20 protein-coding genes are annotated in these 23,634 nt (G+C 60.9%); 7 read left to right on the top strand and 13 right to left on the bottom strand.

Annotation, left to right across the window (positions count from 1 at the left end):
- The first annotated feature begins 8 nt into the window (after positions 1-8).
- From H4W29_RS08375 to H4W29_RS08360, 4 genes are all read left to right on the top strand, one after another.
- Positions 9-1,493: a TadA family conjugal transfer-associated ATPase gene (locus H4W29_RS08375; protein WP_192728516.1), complete on the top strand. Its 1,485-nt coding sequence runs from the start codon at positions 9-11 to the stop codon at positions 1,491-1,493.
- A 1-nt stretch (position 1,494) separates the two neighbouring features.
- Positions 1,495-2,502 (top strand): type II secretion system F family protein, encoded by a 1,008-nt coding sequence (locus H4W29_RS08370; RefSeq protein ID WP_192728515.1) that lies wholly within the window; start codon positions 1,495-1,497, stop codon positions 2,500-2,502.
- Between the two features lie 13 nt (positions 2,503-2,515).
- A complete protein-coding gene (locus tag H4W29_RS08365; RefSeq protein WP_192728514.1) occupies positions 2,516-3,499 on the top strand; it encodes a type II secretion system F family protein in 984 nt (327 codons plus the stop codon).
- 134 nt (positions 3,500-3,633) lie between these two features.
- A complete protein-coding gene (locus tag H4W29_RS08360; protein ID WP_192728513.1) occupies positions 3,634-4,266 on the top strand; it encodes a LysE family translocator in 633 nt (210 codons plus the stop codon).
- Position 4,267: 1 nt separating this feature from the next.
- Here the strand turns inward: H4W29_RS08360 and H4W29_RS08355 are convergent, their stop codons facing one another.
- Positions 4,268-5,101 (bottom strand): tetratricopeptide repeat protein, encoded by an 834-nt coding sequence (locus H4W29_RS08355; RefSeq protein WP_192728512.1) that lies wholly within the window; start codon positions 5,099-5,101, stop codon positions 4,268-4,270.
- A 140-nt stretch (positions 5,102-5,241) separates the two neighbouring features.
- Here H4W29_RS08355 and H4W29_RS08350 point away from each other — a divergent pair, with 140 nt between their 5' ends.
- From H4W29_RS08350 to H4W29_RS08340, 3 genes are all read left to right on the top strand, one after another.
- On the top strand, positions 5,242-6,633 hold the full coding sequence (locus H4W29_RS08350; RefSeq protein WP_192728511.1) for a leucyl aminopeptidase family protein: 1,392 nt from the start codon (positions 5,242-5,244) through the stop codon (positions 6,631-6,633).
- A 178-nt stretch (positions 6,634-6,811) separates the two neighbouring features.
- Complete coding sequence (locus H4W29_RS08345; protein ID WP_037100586.1) at positions 6,812-7,162, top strand: MarR family transcriptional regulator; 351 nt, start codon at positions 6,812-6,814, stop codon at positions 7,160-7,162.
- A 37-nt stretch (positions 7,163-7,199) separates the two neighbouring features.
- Positions 7,200-8,054, top strand: a complete 855-nt coding sequence (locus tag H4W29_RS08340) for a C40 family peptidase (protein ID WP_192728510.1) — start codon at positions 7,200-7,202, stop codon at positions 8,052-8,054.
- Positions 8,055-8,069: 15 nt separating this feature from the next.
- Here the strand turns inward: H4W29_RS08340 and H4W29_RS08335 are convergent, their stop codons facing one another.
- The 12 genes from H4W29_RS08335 to H4W29_RS08280 all read right to left on the bottom strand — a co-directional run bounded on the left by H4W29_RS08335 (position 8,070) and on the right by H4W29_RS08280 (position 23,506).
- On the bottom strand, positions 8,070-9,458 hold the full coding sequence (locus tag H4W29_RS08335) for an amidase (protein WP_192728509.1): 1,389 nt from the start codon (positions 9,456-9,458) through the stop codon (positions 8,070-8,072).
- Between the two features lie 37 nt (positions 9,459-9,495).
- The gene (locus H4W29_RS08330; RefSeq protein ID WP_192730693.1) at positions 9,496-10,359 is read right to left on the bottom strand and encodes an ABC transporter permease; all 864 of its coding nucleotides are present in this window, start codon (positions 10,357-10,359) and stop codon (positions 9,496-9,498) included.
- On the bottom strand, positions 10,359-11,306 hold the full coding sequence (locus H4W29_RS08325; protein ID WP_192728508.1) for an ABC transporter permease: 948 nt from the start codon (positions 11,304-11,306) through the stop codon (positions 10,359-10,361). The genes H4W29_RS08330 and H4W29_RS08325 overlap by 1 nt, the downstream gene beginning before the upstream one ends.
- 40 nt (positions 11,307-11,346) lie before the next feature.
- Positions 11,347-12,876, bottom strand: a complete 1,530-nt coding sequence (locus H4W29_RS08320; RefSeq protein WP_192728507.1) for an ABC transporter substrate-binding protein — start codon at positions 12,874-12,876, stop codon at positions 11,347-11,349.
- Between the two features lie 150 nt (positions 12,877-13,026).
- Positions 13,027-13,965, bottom strand: a complete 939-nt coding sequence (locus H4W29_RS08315; RefSeq protein WP_192728506.1) for a LysR family transcriptional regulator — start codon at positions 13,963-13,965, stop codon at positions 13,027-13,029.
- 46 nt (positions 13,966-14,011) lie between these two features.
- Positions 14,012-15,007, bottom strand: a complete 996-nt coding sequence (locus tag H4W29_RS08310) for a P1 family peptidase (protein WP_192728505.1) — start codon at positions 15,005-15,007, stop codon at positions 14,012-14,014.
- Positions 15,008-15,148: 141 nt separating this feature from the next.
- Positions 15,149-15,343 (bottom strand): hypothetical protein, encoded by a 195-nt coding sequence (locus tag H4W29_RS08305; RefSeq protein WP_007813230.1) that lies wholly within the window; start codon positions 15,341-15,343, stop codon positions 15,149-15,151.
- Positions 15,344-15,865: 522 nt separating this feature from the next.
- Positions 15,866-18,793, bottom strand: a complete 2,928-nt coding sequence (locus H4W29_RS08300; protein ID WP_192728504.1) for an aminotransferase — start codon at positions 18,791-18,793, stop codon at positions 15,866-15,868.
- A gap of 213 nt (positions 18,794-19,006) precedes the next feature.
- Positions 19,007-19,891, bottom strand: a complete 885-nt coding sequence (gene purU, locus H4W29_RS08295; protein WP_192728503.1) for a formyltetrahydrofolate deformylase — start codon at positions 19,889-19,891, stop codon at positions 19,007-19,009.
- Positions 19,892-20,105: 214 nt separating this feature from the next.
- Positions 20,106-21,122: an acyltransferase family protein gene (locus H4W29_RS08290; RefSeq protein ID WP_192728502.1), complete on the bottom strand. Its 1,017-nt coding sequence runs from the start codon at positions 21,120-21,122 to the stop codon at positions 20,106-20,108.
- A gap of 55 nt (positions 21,123-21,177) precedes the next feature.
- Positions 21,178-22,449, bottom strand: a complete 1,272-nt coding sequence (locus H4W29_RS08285) for a hypothetical protein (RefSeq protein WP_192728501.1) — start codon at positions 22,447-22,449, stop codon at positions 21,178-21,180.
- Position 22,450: 1 nt separating this feature from the next.
- Entirely contained in the window at positions 22,451-23,506 is a 1,056-nt protein-coding gene (locus H4W29_RS08280) for a glycoside hydrolase family 5 protein (protein WP_192728500.1), read from the bottom strand.
- Positions 23,507-23,634 lie beyond the last annotated feature (128 nt).

Raw genomic sequence — 23,634 nt, 5'->3', positions numbered from 1 at the left:
TCGGATCGATGTTCGGAAAACGCGGAAATGAAGGTTTCGGAAAGGCCGGTGCTGGCGGTATCGCCGCTGCGCCGCCGCCGATGCCGGCTGCCGCCCCGGCAGCCTCATCCGGTCCCGCAGTGCTCGTCGAGCCGTCGCGCGAGCCCGTCCGCCAGCAGGTGGCGCCGCCGCCGATGCAGACGCCGCAGCGCAAGCGCCCCGCCCGCACGGACGAATATTACGATACCAAGGCGCAGGTTTTTTCCGCGCTGATCGATACGATTGACCTCTCGCAGCTTTCCAAGCTGGATGGCGAAAGCGCGCGCGAGGAAATCCGCGATATCGTCAACGATATCATCACCATCAAGAATTTCGCAATGTCGATCTCCGAGCAGGAGGAACTGCTCGAGGATATCTGCAACGACGTGCTTGGCTACGGTCCGCTGGAGCCGCTGCTGGCGCGCGACGACATTGCCGATATCATGGTCAATGGTGCTGGCCAGACCTTCATCGAAGTCGGCGGCAAGACCATCGAATCCGAAATCCGCTTCCGCGACAATTCGCAGCTTCTGTCGATCTGCCAGCGCATCGTCAGCCAGGTCGGCCGTCGCGTCGATGAATCGAGCCCGATCTGCGACGCGCGTCTGCCCGACGGTTCGCGTGTCAATGTCATCGCGCCGCCGCTTTCGATTGATGGTCCGGCACTCACCATCCGCAAGTTCAAGAAGGACAAGCTGACGCTTGATCAGCTGGTTCGCTTCGGTGCGATCACGCCGGAAGGCGCGACCGTCCTGCAGATCATCGGCCGCGTCCGCTGCAACGTCATCATCTCCGGCGGTACGGGTTCCGGCAAGACTACGCTTCTGAACTGCCTGACGAACTATATCGACCGCGACGAGCGCGTCATCACCTGCGAGGATACGGCCGAACTGCAGCTCCAGCAGCCGCACGTGGTGCGCCTGGAAACCCGCCCGCCGAACATCGAAGGTGAGGGCGAGATCACCATGCGCGACCTTGTCAAGAACTGCCTGCGTATGCGTCCCGAACGCATCATCGTCGGCGAAGTGCGCGGACCGGAAGTTTTCGACCTCCTGCAGGCCATGAACACCGGTCACGACGGCTCCATGGGCACGATCCACGCCAACAACCCGCGCGAATGCCTGAGCCGTATGGAATCGATGATCGCCATGGGCGGCTTCACCTTGCCGGCAAAGACCGTGCGCGAGATCATCTCCTCCTCGATCGACGTCATCATCCAGGCGCAGCGCCTGCGCGACGGTTCGCGTCGCATCACCCAGATCACCGAGGTGGTCGGCATGGAAGGTGACGTCATCATCACTCAGGACCTGATGCGCTACGAGATCGAAGGTGAGGACGCGAGCGGTCGTCTGATCGGCCGTCATATGTCTGCCGGTATCGGCAAGCCGCACTTCTGGGATCGCGCCCGCTACTACAACGAAGAAAAACGCCTCGCCGCCGCGCTCGACGAGATGGAATCGAAATCGAAGGATTGAGATGTTCGGCATCGATCCGACAGTGCTGGCAATTGTCGTTCTCGCAGCCGTTGCGGCGGCAGCAGTGAGCTATGCCGTATTGTTCTCACGTATCGAGAGCGACAAGAAATCGGCAAGCCGCATCAACCGCGTCAAATCGGCCGAACTTGATCGCACCAAGGTCAAGGCCGCCCGTGACCGTGTGCAGGAACTGTCGAAGCGCCGCAAATCGGTTCAGGACAACCTGAAGGATCTCGAAAAGCGGCAGCATGAAAAGACCAAAAAGACCCTGTCGCTGAAGTCGAGGCTGATCCAGGCCGGGCTGCCGATTACGCCGGCTCGTTTTTATATTTTCAGCGCTCTCCTGGCTCTTGTTCTGCTGGTTGTGCTTTTCATTGCCGGTGCATCGCCGCTGGTCATGCTCGGAGTCGCTGTTGTTGCGGGGCTGGGTCTGCCGCGATGGGTAGTCGGCTTTCTGATTTCGCGTCGTCAGAACAAGTTTCTCAATGAGTTTCCGAATGCGCTCGACGTTATCGTCCGCTCCATTCGTTCCGGCTTGCCTTTGAACGATGCGATCCGGCTCATAGCCAACGAAGGGACTGAGCCCGTCAAGAGCGAGTTCCTCCGCGTCGTCGAAGCACAGCAGGTCGGTCTCAGCATTCCGGAAGCCTGCGCCCGAATGACCAACCAGATGCCACTGCAGGAGGTCAATTTCTTCGCGATCGTGATCGCCATCCAGTCACAGGCCGGCGGCAATCTCTCTGAAGCGATCGGCAATCTCTCCAAAGTGCTGCGCGATCGCAAGAAGATGAAGGCCAAAGTCAAGGCGCTGTCGATGGAAGCCAAGGCATCTGCCGTCATCATCGGCGCTCTGCCGTTCATCGTTGCCCTGCTCGTCTACCTGACATCGCCGCAATATATGATGATCCTGTTCACCGATCCGCGCGGCCACTTCATCCTGGGTTTTTCAGCCATCTGGATGTCGATCGGCATCTTCGTGATGCGCAGCATGGTCAATTTCGACATATAGCGGGGAGGGGACCATGTCGGCGGAACTTGCAGCAAAACTCACCGATCCTGCGATGCTTGTGGCGGTCCTTGTCGCCATTGCCGTCTTCGCGACATTCTATACGCTCGCCGTTCCCTTCTTCGAACGCGGTGATCTCAACAAGCGCATGAAGGCCGTCTCGACCGAGCGTGAGCAGATCCGCGCTCGTGAACGCGCCCGCATGAATGCCGATACTGGCAGCAAGGCGACGCTCAGAAACCAGAACAATCAATCTGTCCGTCAAATCGTCGAACGCTTCAACTTGCGCAAGGCGCTCGTCGACGACAACACGATGAACAAGCTGCGCGCTGCGGGTTTGCGTTCTGAAAACGCGCTGAACACCTTCCTCGTCGCGCGGTTTCTCTTGCCGTTCGTCTTTCTGGCGGCTGCCGCCTTCTGGATATACGGTCTCGGCAATTTTGCCAGCAGAGGTCCGGCCATCCAGTTCCTTGCTGTCATCGGCATCGCCTATATCGGCTTCTACACTCCGAACATCTATATTTCCAATCGGATGACCAAACGGCAGCACTCTATCAAGCGTGCCTGGCCTGACGCACTGGATCTGATGCTGATCTGCGTGGAATCGGGCATTTCCATCGAAGCGGCCATGCGTCGCGTCTCCGAAGAGCTCGGCGAGCAATCGCCGCCACTTGCCGAAGAAATGGTGCTGACGACCGCTGAGCTCTCCTTCCTGCCGGACAGGCGCGTCGCGCTCGAAAATCTCGCAACCCGCACCCAGATCGACCTCGTCCGTTCGGTCACCCAGGCGCTCATTCAGGCCGACCGCTATGGCACGCCGGTCGCGACGGCATTGCGGGTGCTTGCGCAGGAAGGCCGCGACGAACGCATGAACGAGGCGGAAAAGAAGGCTGCTGCCCTGCCGCCGAAGCTGACCGTCCCGATGATCCTCTTCTTCCTGCCGGTACTGATCGCCGTCATTCTCGGCCCTGCCGGCATCCAAGTCGCCGACCGATTCTGACGCTTGCCGCTGTTGAAGAATGCGGTTAGCGTGCGCCCTGCGTAACCGGCGAACAGGATGGGGAGCCATCTGGGCGCGGACGTTTCTGCCGTTCGAGCCGCCAATCTTCGATCGCGTGAAAGCAGGGCTTTGTTATGTCTTCTCTCGGTATCTTTATCAGTATCATCAGTGCCTTGATGATCGGCGCCATGAGCCCCGGTCCAAGTTTCGTCGTCGTCTCGCGCATTGCCATTTCCCGTTCTCGTTTTGACGGGTTTGCCGCTGCACTCGGCATGGGCATCGGCGGCGTGACCTTCGCTATCCTTGCGCTTGCCGGCTTGACGGCGCTGCTTTCACAATTCGAGTGGCTCTATCTGGTGTTGAAGATCGCTGGCGGGGCCTACCTGCTCTACATCGCCTTCGCTATCTGGAAGGGAGCGAGCGAGCCGCTTCTGTTGTCGGACGATGTTGCCGGCAAAAGCATGCCGGCGCGCAGTTTTACCTCTGCTCTGTTGACGCAGCTAAGCAATCCGAAGGCAATCGTTGTCTACGCCAGCATCTTTGCAGCACTCTTACCCAAAACCGTGCCGGTAGAGCTTTTGCTGGCGCTGCCGGTGGGCGTCTTCCTGGTCGAAGCGGGATGGTATGCGATTGTGGCATTTGCCTTTTCGGCTCACCATCCACGGAAGCTCTATATTGCCGCCAAGGCCTGGATCGACAGGGCGGCAGGCGCCGTCATGGCCGGCCTGGGCCTGCGTCTCATCCTTTCGGGACTGAGCAGCAAATAGGTCAGTTGGTGTTGGCGGCAGCAGCCGACGTCGTGTCTTTTGCCGCCAGCTTCTGCCAGGAATTCTGCTGGGAAAGCATACCGCGCAGATAGGCGACGTTGGCGTCGGCCTGCTGCGGCGAAAGCTCGCGCCGGGCGATCTGCTCCGCCTCGGGAAAACGGCCCTGCAGGCCGACGGCGAGAGCGAGGTTCTGGCGCACGCGGCTATCGGCCGAGGGCTGGCCTGCCGCCGAACGAAGATAGGTTTCCGCCGTGCGCAGATCGCCCGTCAGAAGATAGGACATGCCGAGGTTGGAAAGCACCGACGGCTCGTTCGGCTGGATGTCGAGCGCATCGCGATAGCGCTGGCGTGCATCGTTTGGCTTGCCCATCTGATCGAGGATCGCGCCTTCCGCCGAGATCAGCCGCCAGTCGGGCCGATCGGGCGTCTGTGCCCTGCCGATCGTATCCAGCGCCTGCTGAAGCTGCCCCGCGGCGGCCTGCGCTTTGCCGTAGGCGGCGAGCACGTTGCGATCAGCGGGATTGGCGATGGCAACCTGCTGCATGACGGCAAGCGCCTGTGCGTCGCGACCATTCATGCGCAGCAGATTGGCGTAGTTGACGCCATTGACCGGATCGCGCGGGTTCTTCTCATAGGCCTGGCCGACGCGGTCGGTGGCAGCCCGTAATTGGTTGGTGTCCATCTGCTCGACCGGCTTATCGAGTTTTGGGATGGAACCGGTCGTCATCCGGTCCTTTGCCGTCGTCGAGCAGCCGGCAAGCGCCAGCATGATGACAACAGCCGCGGTTCCCTGCAAAATACGCTTCGTGAGAGGAGTGGAGGCCGAGACGGGCATTGCGCGTTCCTGAATGAAATCGGCGCCTGACCTCAAAACGGAACACGGAAAGGTTTTGACGCAATCTTCGCTCCAGCAATAGTCTGTTAACCCTAACAGACAGTTAAGAAGTGATTCTGCCCCCGCCTCTAAGGACAAACATGGCCCCCTTCCAGTTCACCGAAAGACCGACGCCTTTCAACACCAAGGGTGGGTCGACGCTGCCGATCTTTGCTGTCACGCCCGCCCATATCGAGACCGGAACAATCGATCCGATCGCCCTCGATTGGGCGCGCAAAGCCGGCTACAAGGCGGAAAGCGGTTCACTGCTTCTGATCCCGACGGCCGACGGTCACCTGGGCGGCGCGCTCTTCGGCCTCGGTACCAATCCATCGGAGCAGCCTTATATAACCGGCAAGCTCGCACGCGCGCTTCCGGCCGGCGACTGGCACATCGAGACCGCGCCGCTGACGGCAAACCGCCTGTCGCTCGGCTTCGGCCTCGGCAGCTATCGTTTCGACCGTTACAAGTCCGAAAAATCCCCGGCTGCGACGCTGATGATCCCGCGCGATGCCGACGCCAACGAAATCAAGCGCCAACTCGCCGGCGTCTTCCTCGCCCGCGACCTCATCAATACGCCGACCAACGACATGGGACCGGAGCAGCTCGAAGCCGCTTTCCGGGATCTTGCCGTCCACTACAAGGCCGAGATGTCGGTCATCATTGGGGACGACCTGCTGAAGGAAAACTTCCCGCTGGTCCATACCGTCGGCCGCGCCAGCGCCGATGCGCCGCGCCTGCTGGAGCTGCGCTGGGGCAAGAAGGGCCATCGCAAGGTGACGCTGGTCGGCAAGGGCGTCTGCTTCGATACGGGCGGTCTCGACATCAAGCCTGCATCCTCCATGCTGCTGATGAAGAAGGACATGGGCGGTGCCGCAAACGTCATGGGCCTCGCGCTCATGATCATGGACGCCAAGCTGAAGGTTGATCTGCGCGTCATTATCCCGGTCGTCGAGAATTCCATCTCGTCGAATGCCTTCCGCCCCGGCGATATCTACAGGAGCCGCAAGGGCCTGACGGTCCAGATCGACAATACCGATGCCGAAGGCCGCCTGATTCTCGCCGATGCGCTTGCCTATGCCGACGAGGAAGAACCGGATCTGCTGATCGACATGGCGACCCTGACCGGTGCTGCCCGCGTTGCCCTCGGCCCCGATCTGCCGCCCTTCTTCACCGATGACGCGACCCTCGCTCATGACCTGATGGAAGCAAGCCTCGAGACGGACGATCCGCTGTGGCAACTGCCGCTCTATGCCGGCTACGAAAAGGATATCCGCACCAAGTTCGCTGACATCACCAATGCTCCGGCGGGCGGCATGGCAGGCGCCATCACCGCGGCACTCTTCCTCAAGCGCTTCGTCAGCAAGGCGAAAAGCTGGGCGCATTTCGATATCTACGGCTGGGCGCCGAACGAGCGCGCCCATTCGCCCGGAGGCGGCGAGGCACAGGCCATCCGTGCGCTCTATCACCATATCCGCCACAGCATTCGCTGAGCATGTCGCGCAAAAGTGTGCAGCGGTTTTGCGATAACGACATGCGAAAACAAAAGGCTCTGCGCGCCAATCGTTAAAATTTTATTCACCTTGTGAGGCGGCATTCTGTGCCGCCTCTTGCTTGCGCGCCGTAACTGCCGGAAAATGAAACGTTAGCGTAACGATTTCCGGAGGGGCCGTGCCGATCGAACTGACCGCCTCGCAGGCGCTTGGCCTCTGGCACAGTGTGGCGCTCAACCAGGTCCGTCACGACAACAGAGATTTGACGTTGCGCCAGATGGCGATCCTGCTGCATATCTATCTGGTGCCGCCGCCGCATACCGTGCGCGGACTGGCTGCGACGCTGAATGTGACGAAGCCGGTCATTACCCGGGCGCTGGATACGATGGGGGAAATGGGCCTCGTCGATCGTGTCCGCGACGATGCCGACCGGCGCAACGTCATCATCAAGCGCACCGTTGGCGGTGCGCTCTATCTTGAAAAGCTCGGCGACCTCGTGCGCGAGCAGGGCCGCAAGCTTCCGGTCTGAAAGGCCCCGACCGAAAGGCCACTCTGAAAGGAATCCCATGACGATGCTCGACCGCCGTCTCCACGCCTATCGCCCGGATCTCGCGGAAGCCGGCCTTGAGGGCAAGGTCGAAGCGACGCGCTTCGTCAGCGGCACGCCCGCCCGCATCGGCGTCCCGGTCGTTGCCTTGCGCCCTCAGCCGGACCTTGCCCGCGGCATCGACACGGAACTGCTTTATGGCGAGGATGTCACGATATTCGATCGCGCTGACGGCTGGTGCTGGGTCAAGGCCGCAGCCGATGGCTATGTCGGTTACCTGCCCGAAAGCGCAGTTGCAGAAGCAGCCAGCGCCCCGACCCATGTCGTCGTTTCGCAGCGCACTTTCCTTTATCCGGAACCAGAATTGCGTAAACCGTATAAGACAGTGCTCTCCATGGGCAGTCGTGTCCATATTGCCGGTAAAACGGAAGCGCGCGGCAATCACTATCTGGTGCTCGATGACGGCACCGCGATCTTCTCCAAGCATCTCCAGCCGCTGGGTGCCTTGGACGGCCAGGATTATGTCGATATCGCTGCCCGCTTTCTGGAAACACCCTATCTCTGGGGCGGCCGTTCAGGCCTTGGCATCGATTGCTCCGGCCTCGTCCAGCTTGCCTTGCAGATGACCGGCAGAAGCGCGCCGCGCGATACCGACATGCAGGCGGCAGGCCTCGGAGAACCGATCGAGCGCTCGGATGTGCGCCGCGGTGATCTGGTCTTCTGGAAGGGGCATGTTGCCATTTTCGAAGATCCCGAAACCATCATCCATGCCAACGGTCATACGATGAGCGTTGCGCGCGAAAATTTCGAGGCCGCCGTCGAGCGCATCGGCTGGCTCTACGAGCAACCGACCGGCTATCGCCGTCCGTTCTGACGTTCCCTGCGATCGTCAGGCCGCAGGCGGCTTTGGCCAGTTTTTCACGCCACCCGTCCAGTTTTCGAAGGCTTTCGAAAGCCTGAGCACCCGCATATCATCGAAGCGCGGCCCGACGATCTGCAGGCCGATCGGCATGCCCTTCGAGAAGCCGCAATTGATGGACGACGCCGGCTGCTCCGACATGTTCCACGGCACGGTGAAGGCGATATGCTCGAAGGGCAGCTTCGGATCATTGGTCGGCGAGGGCCATTCGGCCGGATAGGAGACGATCGGATTGGTCGGTGACAACACCGCATCGACCTCGGTGAAAAGCCGGCCGCAGGTCTTTCGCATCTCGATCGTCTGATTGAAACCCTTGACGGCATCCACGCCGCTGATATCGGCACCGCCCTTCGCCCATTCGTAAATATAGGGAAGAATACTCTCGCGGCGTTCCTCGCTGAGCCCGGCAATGTCGCCCCAGAAACGTGAGCGCCAGAAATTGTCGAGCCCATCCAGCATGGCGCGCGTCAGCACCGGTCCAGCTGGAACGATCGTTGCCCCGGCCTTCTCGAAGAGCTTCGCGGCCTCTTCGACCGCTATCCTCACATCTTCATCGACGGCAAGACCGCAGCCGGCATCGAGCATCAGCCCGATCCGCATGCCGCTGAGATCGATATCGAGGTCCATCCAGTCGAAGTCATTCGGCGGCAGGCTGGTGCCATCGCGCCAGTCGGGGCGGGAAAGGGTTGCCATCGACCAGGCGGCGTCCTCCACCGTGCGGGTTATCGGTCCCGCGCAGCGCCCGACATAATAGGGGTCGACCGGAATGCGCCCATGGCTCGGCTTGAAGCCGAAGACTCCCGTCCAGCCCGCCGGCAGGCGCACGGAGCCGCCAATATCGGTGCCGACATGCAGCGGTCCGTAGCCGGCAGCGGCGGCCGCCGAGGCCCCTGCGCTGGAACCGCCGGGGTTCTGCGTGATGTCCCAGGGATTGCGGCTCAGAGGATGGAAGCTCGAAAGTCCCGAAGACAGCATGCCGTAGTCGGGGCAGGTCGTCTTGGCGAAGATAACAGCGCCATCCTCCCGCAACCGTGCCGCCGCCGGGGCATCTGCTTCCGCAGGCGTCAGTTCGACTGCCTTCGTGCCCAGCGGTACAGGCTGGTCCTTGGTCGCGATCAGTTCTTTCAGCGTGACCGGGATGCCGTCCAGCGGACCGAGTGTTCCACCCTTCATCCAGCGTTCGCTCGATGCCTTCGCCTGCTCGCGCGCGGCTTGCGGATCATAGAGGTAGAGCGCCGCAATCGAGGGCTCCCAGGCGTCTATATGTTTTTCCAGAGCAAGCCAGTAGTCGAGTGGCGAGAGGCTTTTCTCGGCAAAGCGCCGCCTGAGTTCGCGGATGGTGAAATCGGTTTCGGTCATGATCTGGTCTTTTCGGGCGTTTTGTCTTGGGAGGACATCAGCGGCTCGCCTCGCGCGGGTCGAACAGATCGCGCAACCCGTCACCCAGCATGTTGAAGCCGAAGACGGTGAGCGCGATCGCAAGGCCGGGCAGGATCGCCAGCCAGGGAGCAAGCGAAAGGAAGGTCTGGGCATCCGCCAGCATGCGCCCCCAGGTCGGCGCCGGCGGCGCCATGCCGAGACCGAGAAACGAGAGGCCGGCTTCGGTCAGGATCGCAAGACCGAGCTGGATCGCCGCATGCACGATGATCTGGCTGACGATGTTCGGCAGCACGTGCCGCACCGAGATGGTGAAACGGCTGTTGCCGATCGCCTGCGCCGCCAGAACATAATCGCGGCTCCAGGCCTGCAATGAAGTGGCGAGCGTTACACGCGCAAAAACCGGCACCATGAAGACGGCGATGGCGGTAATCGCCGTAAAGCGCCCCGGTCCGAGAAAAGCGCCGAGCACCATGGCCGAAAGGATCGGCGGCAGCGCGAAGATCACGTCGCAGGCGCGCATCAAAAGCGCCTCATAGGGGCCGCGGATGGCTGCCGCAGAAATCCCGGCAATGGAGCCGAGTGTGCCGCCGATGGCGACCGCGCTGACGGCGATCGACAGCGAATTCCAGCACCCGACCATCAGCATGGAAAGCACATCGCGGCCGAACTGGTCCGTACCGAGGAGGCCGAAGGCAAGCGGCGGCTGCAGCTTGTGAATGATCTGCATCTTGGCCGGTGGCAGCGGTGTCCAGAAGAGCGACAGCAGGGCAATGGCGGCCAAGAGGCCGATGACGATGGTCCCTGTGATGAGATTCTTTCGCCGGCTAAGCCTGAAGCTTCGGCGCCGTGGAAAGATGGCGGAGGAGACGATCGGAGCCATCATGCCGCCTTTCGCATGCGCGGGTCGATCGCCAGATAGGAGAGATCGACGATGAAGTTCATGACGATGACGAGGCCGGCGAAGAACAGCACGACATCCTGCATCACGATGATATCGCGCTGCGACAGGGCTTGAAAGGCAAGCCGTCCCAGCCCCGGCAGATTGAAGACGTTTTCGACCAGCACTGCGCCGGCGACGAGAAAGGTGAATTGCAGCCCGAGGATCGTCAGGATCGGCACCAGTGCATTCGGCACGATATGGCGCCAGAGCACCGCGCTGCGCGACAATCCTTTGGCAACGGCCGTGCGCGCGAAATCCTCATGCATCGTGTCGAGCACGGCGGATCGCGTCACACGCGTCAGCACGCCGGCCTGCGGCAGTGCCAGCGCGACAGCCGGCATTATCAGCGCCTGCAAAGCGGGCAGGAACCCGGTCCCCCACCCCGGAAAGCCGCCCGCCGGCATGAGACCAAGCGTGGTGGAAAACAGAATGATGAGCAGCAGCGCCACCCAGAAGGCGGGCACGGCGATGCTCACCTGTGAGAAGACCGTGGCGATCGCGTCCATGATGCCGCCGCGCCGCGCTGCGGCCAGAACGCCGAGCGGCAATGCGATCAGTACGGAGAGCATGATGGCGATCAGAGCGAGCGGCAGCGTCACGGCCAGCCGCTCGATAATCAGCCCGGCGACCGGAACGCCATAGGTGTAGGATTGTCCGAGATTGCCGGAGAATACGCCGGCAAGCCATTGGCCGTAGCGAATGAGCAGTGGCTGGTCGAGGCCGAGATCGCGGCGCAGTGCCGCCAGCGTTTCGGGGCTGGCCGAAGTGCCGAGCATGATCGAAGCAGGATCGCCGGGCAGCAGGTCCATGACGGCGAAGATCACCAGGGACACGACGAGAAGGGTGATGACGAGACCGGCGAGGCGGCGGGAAAGCAGTGCGATCATATCGTCTTCATCACCCTGTCCGCCGCCCGCGCTCGATTGTCTACTCTTCCCAGGAAACGTTGCTGAGAACGTTGGAGGGGATCGGCTCGTTCTCCCAAAGCCCCTTCAGCTTCTTGTCCCAGACGCCGAGCTTGGGCATGACGAAGAGATAGAGCGCCGGTACGTCCTCGGCGAGGATCTTCTGCGCTTCACCGTAGATCTTCGCCTGCTCGGCGGGGTCCGCGGTGTTCTGCACCTTTTTCATGAGGTCGTTGAAGGCCGGATTCTTGTAGTTGAAGTAATAGGGGTCACGCGAATAGATATCGATGTCCATCGGTTCGGCATGGGCGACGATGGTCATGTCGTAGTCACGGCTGGTCATCACATCCTTCACCCACTTCGCCGGAAATTCCGTGGGCTCGATATTCATCGTCACGCCGATCTCGGCCAACATCGCCTGTATCACCTGTGCGCTGCGCGGCGCATAGGCCATCTGCGGCGATTTGATTGTGAAGGTGAAGCCGTTGGGATAGCCGGCCTCGGCAAGCAGCGCCTTTGCCTTTTCAACATTGTAGGGCAATACGCCAGTCATGTCCTGATAGCCCGGATCGTTCGGCGTGTAATGGCTGCCGATCGCGGTGCCGAGGCCGGACCATGCCCCGTCGATGACGGTCTGGCGGTCGATCGCCATCATCAGGGCCTGGCGCACGCGTTTGTCGTCGAAAGGCTTGCGGGCATTGTTCATGCCGGCGACGACCTTGAGCTCGGTATTGCCGATCTTGGTCGTCAGGCGGGCGTCGCCATCGAAGGAGCTCATCAGCTCCGGCGCCGCAAATTCCGGAAAGGCGTCGAGATCGCCGGATTTCAGGGCTGCTGCCTGTGCCTGCGGGTCGTTGATGAAGCGGAAGGTGACCTTGTCGAGCTTGGCCGCGTCATCCTTGTTCCAGTAGTCAGCATTCTTGACGAGTTCCACGTGGTCGCCCTTGGCCCAGGTGGAAAATTTGAACGGCCCAGTGCCGACAGGCGTCGTCTTGTCGTCGGCCGCAGACTTCGGACCGACCATGACGGAAGCCGGCCAGCCAAGCCAGTAGACCAGGCTGCCGGTCGGGCTGGAAAGATGCAGCACCAGAGTTTCGGCATCCGGCGTGTCGATCGATGCGATCGAGCTAAAGAAGCGCTTTTGCGGATTGACGGAATCCTTGCCGCGGGCGCGGTCGAGGGCAAACTTGGCGGCGGCGGAATCGAAGGCCTCGCCATCGTGGAATTTGACACCGCTCTGCAGCTTGAACGTATAGGTCAGCCCATCGGGGGAAATCTCCCAGCTCTTGGCGAGCTGTGGCTGCACCTTACCGGTCTCGTCGATGCTAACAAGACCTTCGAAGATATTCTGCCAAGTTACCTGGCCGATGGCGACGGGGGCGGCGATCGTCGGGTCGAGTCCAGCAGGCTCGACGCTCATGCCGAGATTGAGTGTGGTTTTTGCGGCCTCGGCGGGCGTCAGCGCCAGCACCATGATGCCGGCGGAAAGGGCAGCGCCCATGGAAATGCGCCGCATGAGACGCGCCGACGGCGCGAGCGAAACCTTGATCATCCTGTTCCCCTGTCTGGCCCCGCTGCTTGGCGGATCCCTTTTGCGAATAGAGTGACACCGCGATAGTGCACACACAATGACGATTTTGTGTGCTCAGTGTAGCCGAAAAAGCTACACCGCAATTCTTGCCCTGATGCAAGTCCGTGAGTTCTACTCTTTGCTGGCGGTCTTATCTTTGCCGATAGTTTGGCGGTTCGACCGCTCGCGCATGAAGCGTTCGATGAAATCGAGAAGCTTCGTGGCGGCAAAGGAGAGCTGTCGATCGGGCGCCACGCAGAGATCGACATGCGTGCGGATGCTGGTCTTGCCGGCAAGAGGAATGGCGCAGAGCTGCCCTGCCTCTATCTCGCGGCGAACGGTCAGTGCCGGCAGCAGCGTCACCGCCGCGTTGCTCAACACCAGTTCTTTGAGCATCTCGAGCGAACTCGTCACGAAAACCGGATCGAGGCTCAGCCCTTCCTTCTCGAAGAGCGCGTCGAAGGCCTGACGGAAGCCGAAGGATTGATCGGGCAGAGCCAGCGCATAATCGGCCATTTCCTTCAGCTGAATATCCGGACGTGTCGCCGCTGGATGGCTCGGCGAGGTGATGAGGTCATAGGCGATTTCCGAGCGCAGCCGCACCTTGGTGCCTGACATCGGCGGCGCAAACAGGGTCACCGCAATATCGGCTTCCGCGCTGTTGACCGCTTCGATTGCCGCCCGCGCGCTGGTGATGGTCACGGCAAAGCGCAGCTTCGGATATTTCAAGCTGAATTCGGCCAGCGCAGGCGCAAGCAGATTGGCGACGGTCGCCCCGTTCGCGTAAATGTTGACACGGCCGCGCTGCAGGCCCTTCAGGTCTTCGATCAGCTGCTGCACGTGGTCGAGTTCGCGCAGCGTGCGGCCTGCGCGGGCCGCCAGCAGCTCGCCGGCAGCCGTCAGCTTCACACCGCGGGCGCTGCGTTCGACTAACGGCGCGCCAAAATGGTATTCGAGGTTCTCGATCTGCCGGCTGATCGCCGTCGGAGCGACATTCAGGTTTTCGGCCGCCTGGCGCATGGAGTTGGTTCGCACCAGTTCGTCGAAATACATCAGCGCCCGAATCTGCATTCAACCATTCTCCGCCGTCAGGCAATTTTCACGATAGTCTAAGCAATCAGCGTCCGGCCGCATAGCGGTCGCGCCATGCCATAAGCGCACCCCGCACCGGAAGCGCCGTCGCCTCGTAGACGCCGCGCGCGATCGCCCGCGCCATGACGATCCCGGCGAGATGACACAATTCCATCAGGCTTGCCATGTCGTTGCGCTCGTGTTTGCCGGTGGAGGCCGCAAAAATCGTATCGCCGTCGAGCGGCAGGTGGGCAGGCAGCACTGCACGCGCCAATCCGTCATGAGCAGCGATGGAGAGCCGGTGCGCCTCCGCCTTGGTAAGCGATGCGTCGGTGACAACAGCGCCGATTGTTGTTGCCGTCGTCTTCACGCCTTTCAGCCGCAGGCTATGGTCCATCTGGTCGGGCATGCCGAGCCCGCCGAATTCTCCATCCTGCTCGAAGGGTGCGGCCCAGAAATGCGGGCCTTCGCCGATCGTCGCGGTGCCCACGGCATTCACGGCGACGATGGCCGCGATGCGGTGCCCGGAACTGCTGACGGCACTTGCCGAGCCGAGCCCGCCCTTGAAGGTCGCGGTCGTCGCACCGGTGCCGGCACCAACAGTACCGAGATCGAAAGCGCCCTTGTGGGCAGCCCTGACGGCTTCATATCCCATATCGCGATAAGGCGAATGCAGACCCCAGTCCTTGTCGCCGCCGTTTAGCAGGTCCATCAGGATCGCCTGTGGTACGATCGGGATGCGCACCGGACCGACCTGGAATCCGCGTCCCATCTCCCGCAATCCCGCCTGCACGCCGCCTGCCGCGTCGAGACCAAAGGCCGATCCGCCCGACAGCACGAAGGCGTCGACGGCATCGACCACCATGGAAGGGTCGAGCAGCGCCGTATCGCGCCCGCCCGGCGCACCGCCGAGCACGCTGCCGGAAGCGACTGCCGGTTCATCGAAGACGATGGCCGTGACGCCGGAACCGAGCGATAGGTCGGTCGCGTGGCCGACGGAAACGCCGTCGATATCGGTGAGGAGATTGAGAAGATCGGACAAGTGCGCGCTCCTGTCATGAAGGGAAGCGCACCGATAGGAAGTCAAATGCCTTTAAAAAACAAGACGGGCAAAAAAACAAGACCGGCCCGTTTTGCCGGGCCGGTCGGAAATCCTCTGATAGTGCTGAAGCCGCGTTCTGCGTCAGGCATGAAGGGGCTTCGGGTGGCGGCGGGTCATCAGATCGTGAATGGCCAGCTTCACCTCGGCGGGCGAGCTGAAATGCTGCTCATCGAGGTCATGGACATGGAATTTGACGGCGATGAATTTCAGCCGGTCTTCATCCGGAATGACGATCCCGACCGGGATGCCTGCATATTCGATAACTTCTTTTTTCATTACATAGAACTCCTGCCGCGCGGATGCGCTGGCTATGGCGAATTGACTTGTCTGGTACCGTTTGAAAGGGGGACGAACGTCACATTCGACAGTTCGGGCGGGAGAGGGCGCCCGGACGGTCATTGCCAAGCACAGATCGCCCAGGCAGTACGGCGAGAATTTCGAAATCAACCATGTCTCGTTCCTTGCGTTGGCGTTGCACTTGCGAGGTCCCGGAAGAGCCGGGGCCGGTGAAAGACCATCTCTATAATCTACAAACTTGGTAGAGAATAGCTGACGGCCTATAAGAAACATATTCCGAAACGTGTCAAAATATCGACGATCCGAAAAATTTCATTCCATCACATTTCGATTTGCAGGAACAATTCTATCACGCCTTCGTGCAATCAATGTGACGGTCGAGACGCCTCGAAATCGCCGAGGCAGACATAGGAAGTCGATCTGATTCCGGCAATGGGGTGTTTGGCTAAAAATCGGAAAATCTCGAAAAGACCAAATTCGTTAATGGCCGCAGTTCCTTGTCTACCAGCCTTCCCGAAGCACCTTTTCCAGCATGTCGACGAAGAAATCGGCACTTTGTTCGCTCAGGCAGAGTGGCGGTTTGATCTTCAACACGTTCAGGTGATCACCCGTCGGCTGCATGATGACGCCGAGTTCCAAGAGTCGATCGCAGATCGCCGCCGTCTCTTCGCTCGCCGGCTCCAGCGTCACTCTGTCGCGCACGAATTCGAGGCCGAGATAGAGGCCCATGCCATGCACGGCGCCCACAATCGGATAGCGGTCGATGAGTGCCGCCAGCCGCGCCTTCAGATGGTCGCCCACCTCCCGGGCATTGTCCTGCAGCCGCTCCTCGGCCATGACATCGAGAACCGTCATGCCGGCAACGCAACTGACCGGGCTGCCGCCGGCCGACGAGAAGAAATAGCCTTCCTTCTCCAGGCAAGCGGCGATCTCCTTCGTCGTAATGACGGCGCCAAGCGGATGACCATCGCCCATGCCCTTGGCAATGGTGATGATATCAGGCACGACGCCTTGCTGCTCGAAGCCCCAGAAATAGTGGCCAAGCCGCCCGTAGCCCACCTGTACCTCGTCGGCGATGCAGAGGCCGCCGCGCTCCCGCACCTGCCGGTAGACTTCCGTCAGATAGCCGTCGGGCAGTGGAATGCCGCCAGCATTGCCATAGACCGATTCGGCGATAAAGCCGGCCAGCCCTTCGCCCTCGGCATCAATGGCCTCCAGCACCGGCATTACCGTGCCGAGATAATCCGCAGTCGACTCCGGCCCGCGGAACTGGCCGCGATAGGTGTTGGGCGAAACGACGGCGTGAACCCAGTCCGGCCGTGTCGTCAACGCCTGCGGATTGTCGGCGATCGAAGTGGAGACGGCGTCGCTTGCCACCGACCAGCCGTGATAGCCCTCCAGCAGGCAGACCATGTTGCGTCGGCCGCTATGCGCCCAGGCAAGCCGCAGCGCCAGATCGTTGGCTTCCGAGCCGCTGTTGACGAGGAACACGGCATCCAGGCCCTCGGGCGCCAGGGACGCAAGGCTCTCGGAGAATTCCGCGACGGCGGCATAGTGGAACCGCGAATTGGTGTTCAGCATCAGCCATTGCTGGCCGATCGCTTCCGCCATGCGCGGATGACCATGGCCGAGGATCGTGACGTTGTTGACCATATCGAGATAGGCGCGTCCTTCGACATCGAAGAGATGCTCCTTCCAGCCGCGCTCGATCTGCGGCGGGCGCGCGTAATAATTCTTCTGCGGGCTGGCGAAATGCGCCTGCCGCAGCTCGAAAAGCGCTGCCGCTTCCGGTTTCGGCGCGTTGGCGCGCGGTCCGAGCAGTACCGAAGGCGAGGGGCAGAGCGCGGACCACGCATCCGCCTGTTGCGGTGTGGCAAAGAGTGGCGGCTCGAAGCCGGCGATGCTGCAAAGCTGCAGGCGCAATCCGCCGAGAGAGGATGTCTCGCCGGAGACGGTGCCGAGCCCCTGACCGGCGGCGACCTCACTGCCGTCCTCAACCGAAAGCTCAATGCCGTCGATATGCAGCTTCATATCGGCGCCTGTGAGGACCAGATGCTGGTCGTACCAGGTTATCCGGCCTGCAAAGGGCGCAGCGACGATACTGCCCGCCGCAAGGCAGATATCCATATGCAAGGCATAGGTTGCCTGGGCTTTTGCACGGTGCAGGCCGGCGCGGGACAGGCGATATTCGCCGTAACGCGTCGCCGCGGTTCCCGTTTCCGCCGCCGCGCGGGCAAGAAGCCGCCAGTCCATGTCGGTCGTGAGCCAGTTGCCATCGGAAAAATGCGGGCTCTGCACGCCGAGATCGACATAGGCGATGGATGCGGGATCGATCTCCGGCAGGAGCGGCTGCCAGTTCGACGTATCGGCACCGGCTATATCGAGACCGGCCGCTTTCAGGATAGCCGCTTCCATCAGTTCGAACGGCACGGACATCGCAGTATCGAAGATGCGCCGCTCGCCCTCCAGATTGCCTCTGACGTAGTCATTGTCAGGATCGATCGAGATCTGCTGCTCACTGCTGGCGACGAGGATGACGGCGCGCGCCACAATGAGCGGCCAGAGTGCCTTCAGCTCGTCCTCGATCAGCGGGTAAATCTCGTGATAGGCTTTCACCGCCGGCAAAGTGTAAAAGGGGTCGCCGTCTGCCTGATGCAGCAGCGAGGCGCAGGTGACGGCAAGGTCGCCGACCAGCCAGCCGCGGATGATGTCGCCGAAATCGATCACTCCATCAGGAACAGGCCGCCCATGCACATCAGGGTGGCTGACGACATTATCACCCGTCACGTCGTGATGAACCGCCTGAAGCCGCAGCGATGGCGCAAGCGGCTGGATGCGGCGCACGGCCATGACCATCGTCTTGGCGATCCTGTCGCGTGCGGCGCTGTCGGTAATGGAGGAAAGCAGCTGCACGGCCACAGGCCCGGCGCGGCGCAGGTCCCATTGCAGGCTGCGGTCGAGTCCGGGATGGGTGAAATCGGCAAGTGCCTCGGCCAGACGTGCACAGAGCGCGCCGAGCGCCGCGACCGAGGCCGGTGCCAGATAGGCACGGTGCGTCAGGCCTTCGCCTTCGAGATATTCCAGCAGACGGACCTGATAATCCTGCTCCCGCACGCTGACGGAAACGATCTCCTGCCCCTCGGTGGACGCTATCACGTTGGGAACACGGGGCGCATCCGCCTTGGCACGCAAATGGTGGATCGCCGCATTCTGCGCTTCGAGCTCTTCGGTCTCGTAGGCGGCATGGCAGATCTTCAGGACATAGCGGCCGTCTTCCGTGTCGAGCCGGTAATTGCGGTCCTGCTGGCTGCCAAGTTCGGACAGCGTGCCGGAAAGTCCGTAATGGGACAGCAGAATATCCGCCGCTTCGGAAGCGGCAATCTCGGGGCGCGGCAGCGCCATGCGGTCCACAAGCGCTTCCTCGGTCATGGCACCCCTCCGCGGCATGATTCGATTACCTATTGAAACAGATAATCAAGCACTTGCCGACAAGCAACGGAAGATTGCACGACAGCATCGGCCCGAAAATCGTAATCGATTTTCGGAAAGCCTGATGCGTAGGTTAAAAGAGCTAGAGCGCCGTGCATCCGAATGGACGCACGGCGCTCTAGCCGCGGATTTGGCGAAAACGGATTGTTTGTCTCAACCCATGCGTTCGGAGGCGTAGCTTCCGGGGCTGGCGGGGAAGACGATCGTGCGGTTGCCATTGAGGAAGACGCGGCGATGAATATGCGCATGGATGGCGCGCGCCAGCACCTGGCTTTCGACATCGCGGCCGATCGAGACATAATCTTCGGCCGACTGCGCATGCGTGATGCGGGCCGTGTCCTGCTCGATGATCGGGCCTTCGTCGAGATCGGCTGTCACGTAATGCGCCGTGGCGCCGATCAGCTTCACGCCGCGCTCATAGGCCTGCTTGTAGGGGTTGGCGCCCTTGAAGCTTGGCAGGAAGGAATGGTGGATATTGATGATGCGGCCAGACATTTTCCGGCACATGGCATCCGACAGGACCTGCATGTAGCGGGCGAGAACGACGAGCTCCGTGCCGGTCTGCTCGACGAGATCCAGCAGCTGTGCTTCGGCCTGCGGCTTGTTTTCCTTCGTCACCTTGATGTGGTGGAAGGGGATGTCGTGGTTGACGACGACCTTCTGGTAATCGAAATGGTTGGAGACGACGCCGACGATGTCGATCGGCAAAGCGCCGATCTTCCAGCGGTAGAGCAGGTCGTTGAGACAGTGGCCGAAACGGGAGACCATCAGGAGCACCTTCAGGCGCTCGCTCCCGTCATGCACTTCCGCATCCATGCCGAACTTCTCGTAGATCGGCTTGAAGCCTTCCTTGATCTCCGCAAGGGTGACGCCCTCTTCGGAGATGAAGCTGACGCGCATGAAGAATTTGCCGGTATCGAGGTCGTCGAACTGCGAACTGTCGATGATGTTGCAACCCTTTTCGGCGAGATAGGTCGAAATCGCCGCCACGACGCCGCGCGTCGACTTGCAGGTTACCGTCAATACATAGTCCGTCATGTCCTCTTCCCTCTCTCCAGCCGCCGGGCCGTGCTTAGATCAAAGCCGCGGCGGCGAACAGGCCGGCACGCTTTCATTTCTGCAATAAATTGCAAGCCGAACTTTCATGCCTGCGGCATTTGCTTTCATGGCCGCAAGCTTATGACAGGCCGCGCGGGATTCCGTTCTGCCTGCGCCGTTCGAAATCCCGTCCTCGCCTTCTGATGTTTTGACGTCAGGTGGCTGGCCGGTTGGCGATCCGGACTTTTCTGCGTGGGGTGATGATTTCGTGAATGATCGCCCCCACGATGGAAGAGAGCACGAGGCAGAGGATCACGAAGATAACAGGCTGCTGAAGCGCGCCGATCGGGAAATGATTGGCGATGATCCGGAGGAACGCCAGCGTGAAGGCATGCGTGATGTAGATTTCGTAGGAGGCGTCGCCGAGATAGTTGAGCCACCCGACAAAGGGCAGTTTCGAGAAGTCGATGGATATGGCGCTGTAGACGATGAAGATCGCCGGTATGCCCCAACTATAATAACGGTCGTCCGGTCGCATCAGATCCTCGTTGATAAAGAGGAAGGCGAAGCCGACGGCCAGGAGAACCCAGGCCCAGCGCTGCGGCAGCAGAAGCTTCTGGAGATAGAGCCAACCGAGCACCGCGCCGGCCAGAAATTCGAGAATGATGGGCTCGCCGTAGAATTTGGTGGCTGTCGTTTCCGGCAGCAGGTGGCAGACGATCAGGATGGCTGCAAAGGCACCGCAGAGAGCGGGCAGCCGATAGTCCTCGCGGATCGGCAACAGCAGTGCGAAGACGAAATAGAAGAACATTTCGTAATTCAGCGTCCAGCCGGGCACGATGACAGGCGCGATCATCGTCGGGTCGACCGGGTTGATCCACGGTATGAAGAGCAGCGAGGCCATCAGATGCGGCAGATCGAAGGCTGTCGACTTGAGGAGCGATGGCGCGATGAGCGCCACAGCCGCCGAAAACAGCGTCGCCAGCCAGTAGAGCGGCACGATCCTTTTGATGCGCTTGCGTGCGAAATCGACCGGCGTCATGGCGCGCCCGCTCGTGGTCAGCCACATCACGAACCCGCTGAGCACGAAGAAGATATCGACACCCGTTTCGCCATAGATGAACGAGGTCGCGTCGATGGCGGGATTGACCTTGGCAAGCTGCAGGATGGCATGGAAGTAAACGACCATCAGCGCCGCGATGGCACGCAGATATTGCAGCTGGACAAGCATCCGGTGTCTTGCTCCCACAGGCTCTCGCGGATCGCCCTTCGGGCAGGCCGCTTCGTCAACTCAGTACATTTGCCGGACGACCCTGCCGGATGCGTGGCGTGTCGCGGAAACGCATGAACCCGATGACAAGCCAGAGGAGGCCGGCGATCTTCATCGAGAAGATTGCCGTTCCCCCGATCATCATATTCAGAAAAATGAAAAGAGAAAGTGAATGGGCGCAGCGCCTTTGTGCCGGGCTCGTGCCCGCGGGAAACAGGCAGACGAACAGCCAGAAGGCGATGACGCCGAAGATCGTCGCTCCATAGACGAGATAGACATAGCCGCTATCGGCGAATTCGGCGACTTTGTCGACCGAAAGCCCGAGGATCGCCAGCGGATCGAGATCCATCAGTTTCTTCATCGTCAGGTTGATGCGCCCGGTGAAATTGTCGCCGATCGCATTGGGGTCTTTCGTGTAGACGAGGAAGCCGGCGCAGACGATGAGCGGCATCAGCGCCAGATTGAAGGCCTTGGGAATTTTCGGAAAGACGAAATAGCCGCCGATACAGCAGATGCAGAAGATCAGCATCGTGCGGGTATCGTTGGTCGTGAGGATCAGCAGCGCGGTTGCGATCGCCAGCGTCCGGTCGGTCCGCGTCAGCCGATCCCACATCGAAATCAGATAGACCGCGATCACGCCGCAGAAATTGGCGAGCGATACCTGCTCCAGGAAGATCGAGGACGAGCGGTGATCGATGATGCCGAATGAGAATCGGCCGGGAAAGCCGAGTGCATTCTGGAAAAGACCGGTTGTGTTGAAGCTGAGCGGCTTCAGCCCGCGCGTATTGGCGAAATAGTCCGAGGGATGCACGATACTGACATAGAAGGGCACGCTGATGATCTCGAAGATCAGGAAAAGCAGCACCATGAAACAGGCCACACGGAAGATCAGCTTCAGCGTCCGCTCGTTGCACCAGCCTCCAAGCCCCGTGAAGCAGAAGATGATCAGCACGTTGCGGAAATGATCGATAAAGGCCATGCGGTTGAGCACGCTGACATAGACTGTCACGATCAGCGTGAAGAGCATGAACAGGAGGGCCGGAAGGTCCTCCTCGTAGATCCCTTTATGCAGGATATAGATGATTGCGCTCGCCATGATCAGGCCTTCGCTGGCCGCAACATGCGTCATCGAAAGCGGCATGACGTTGTGGTTTATGAAGGCCAGGATGCCATTGTAGAGAACCGAGAGCAGCCCGAGGATCAAAACAGGGTAATCGAGACGCGAAGCCGGGCCGGCCGCATCTGTGACAGTTTCGAATCTCGTGCTCGTTTCTCCGATTGCTGCCATGTCACTTCCCCGCAGGCTTTACCGCTGCGCAGACGGGCGCATGTCTGGCCACCATCTGCTCAAGCAGGCGCAATTGCGGGCGCTCGGGTGTATCACGCGGCTGCACGTTGAAGGGTTCGGTCGCCGGCCACCATTCCCCTGCTGCCCAATAGGAGAAGCCGAGCCAGACGTCGCTATTGTCGGACATGGTGGTGAGCATGGTCTTCAGGCCATCGAGGCAATCCGGATTTGCGGATGCGCCGAATTCACCGAGGAAGCCGCGTTTGCCGTTCGTCTTCAGCCACGCGGTTACGTTGGTGATGGCATCGGTCGCGGCCTTTGCGCCCTCGCAGGTCTCGTGCGTGCCGGAGGAATCCGCGTCGAGATACTGATGGAATTCATAGGCGTAGAAATCGAGCGGATCACGCATGCCGAGCATGACGGTTCCGTTCGCGCCGCCGATCACATCGGTTTCCCAGCTTGCCGCTCCGCTCCAGGCAGTGCCGGGAACAAGGATGAGATTGCGCGCGCCGACCGCTCGAATGCCGCGGATCGCGGCGTTGGCAGCTTTCAGCCAGTCGGTCGCGGGAATGTCGTGCGGCTCGTTCATCAGCCCGAAAAGCACGCCGTCCTGATTGGCAAATTCGACGGAAAGCCGCGCCCAGAAATCGGCAAAGGCCGCATTCGTTGCTGGCGGCTTGCCGACCTGGCCCTTGTCGTAATAGCCGAAATTGTGCGGATCGAGCAGCACGTTTATCTTGTGCTTGCGAACCAGCGCAACCGTGTCCTTCAAGCGCTGCAGTTCATCATCATCGAGCCGCGCGCCAAGCGTCGGCTGCAGCCGCTCCCAGCGGAAGGGCAGGCGGATGATCGTCATGCCCTTCTTCGCGAAATAGCTGATCGTTTCTTCGGTCGGGTAGGTATAATTCGTGCCGTAGATGCCACCGCGCTCGCCATATTCGGCGCCGGAGAGATTGACGCCATAATAGCAAAGTGGTGCGTCAGCGGCATGGGCAGTGGACGAAATGGCCGTGACGGCGGCAACCAGCAGCCTGTGCAGCAGTCTTTTCCGTTTCATGGCTATCCTCGCGGGTCGCGGCAGGTCGCCACGTCGGCTTCGATGCCGGCATCTTAACGGTCCGTTAGCTAAGAATTTCTAAAGTCGCTCTGTCTCGGCCGTCCTTTCTTGCCGGGCGGATGCGGTGT

The sequence above is a fragment of the Rhizobium viscosum genome (assembly GCF_014873945.1).
Taxonomy (GTDB): Bacteria; Pseudomonadota; Alphaproteobacteria; order Rhizobiales; family Rhizobiaceae; genus Rhizobium; species Rhizobium viscosum.
Note: the sequence above shows the minus strand (reverse complement) of the source record. Positions and strands in the feature narration are given on the sequence as shown.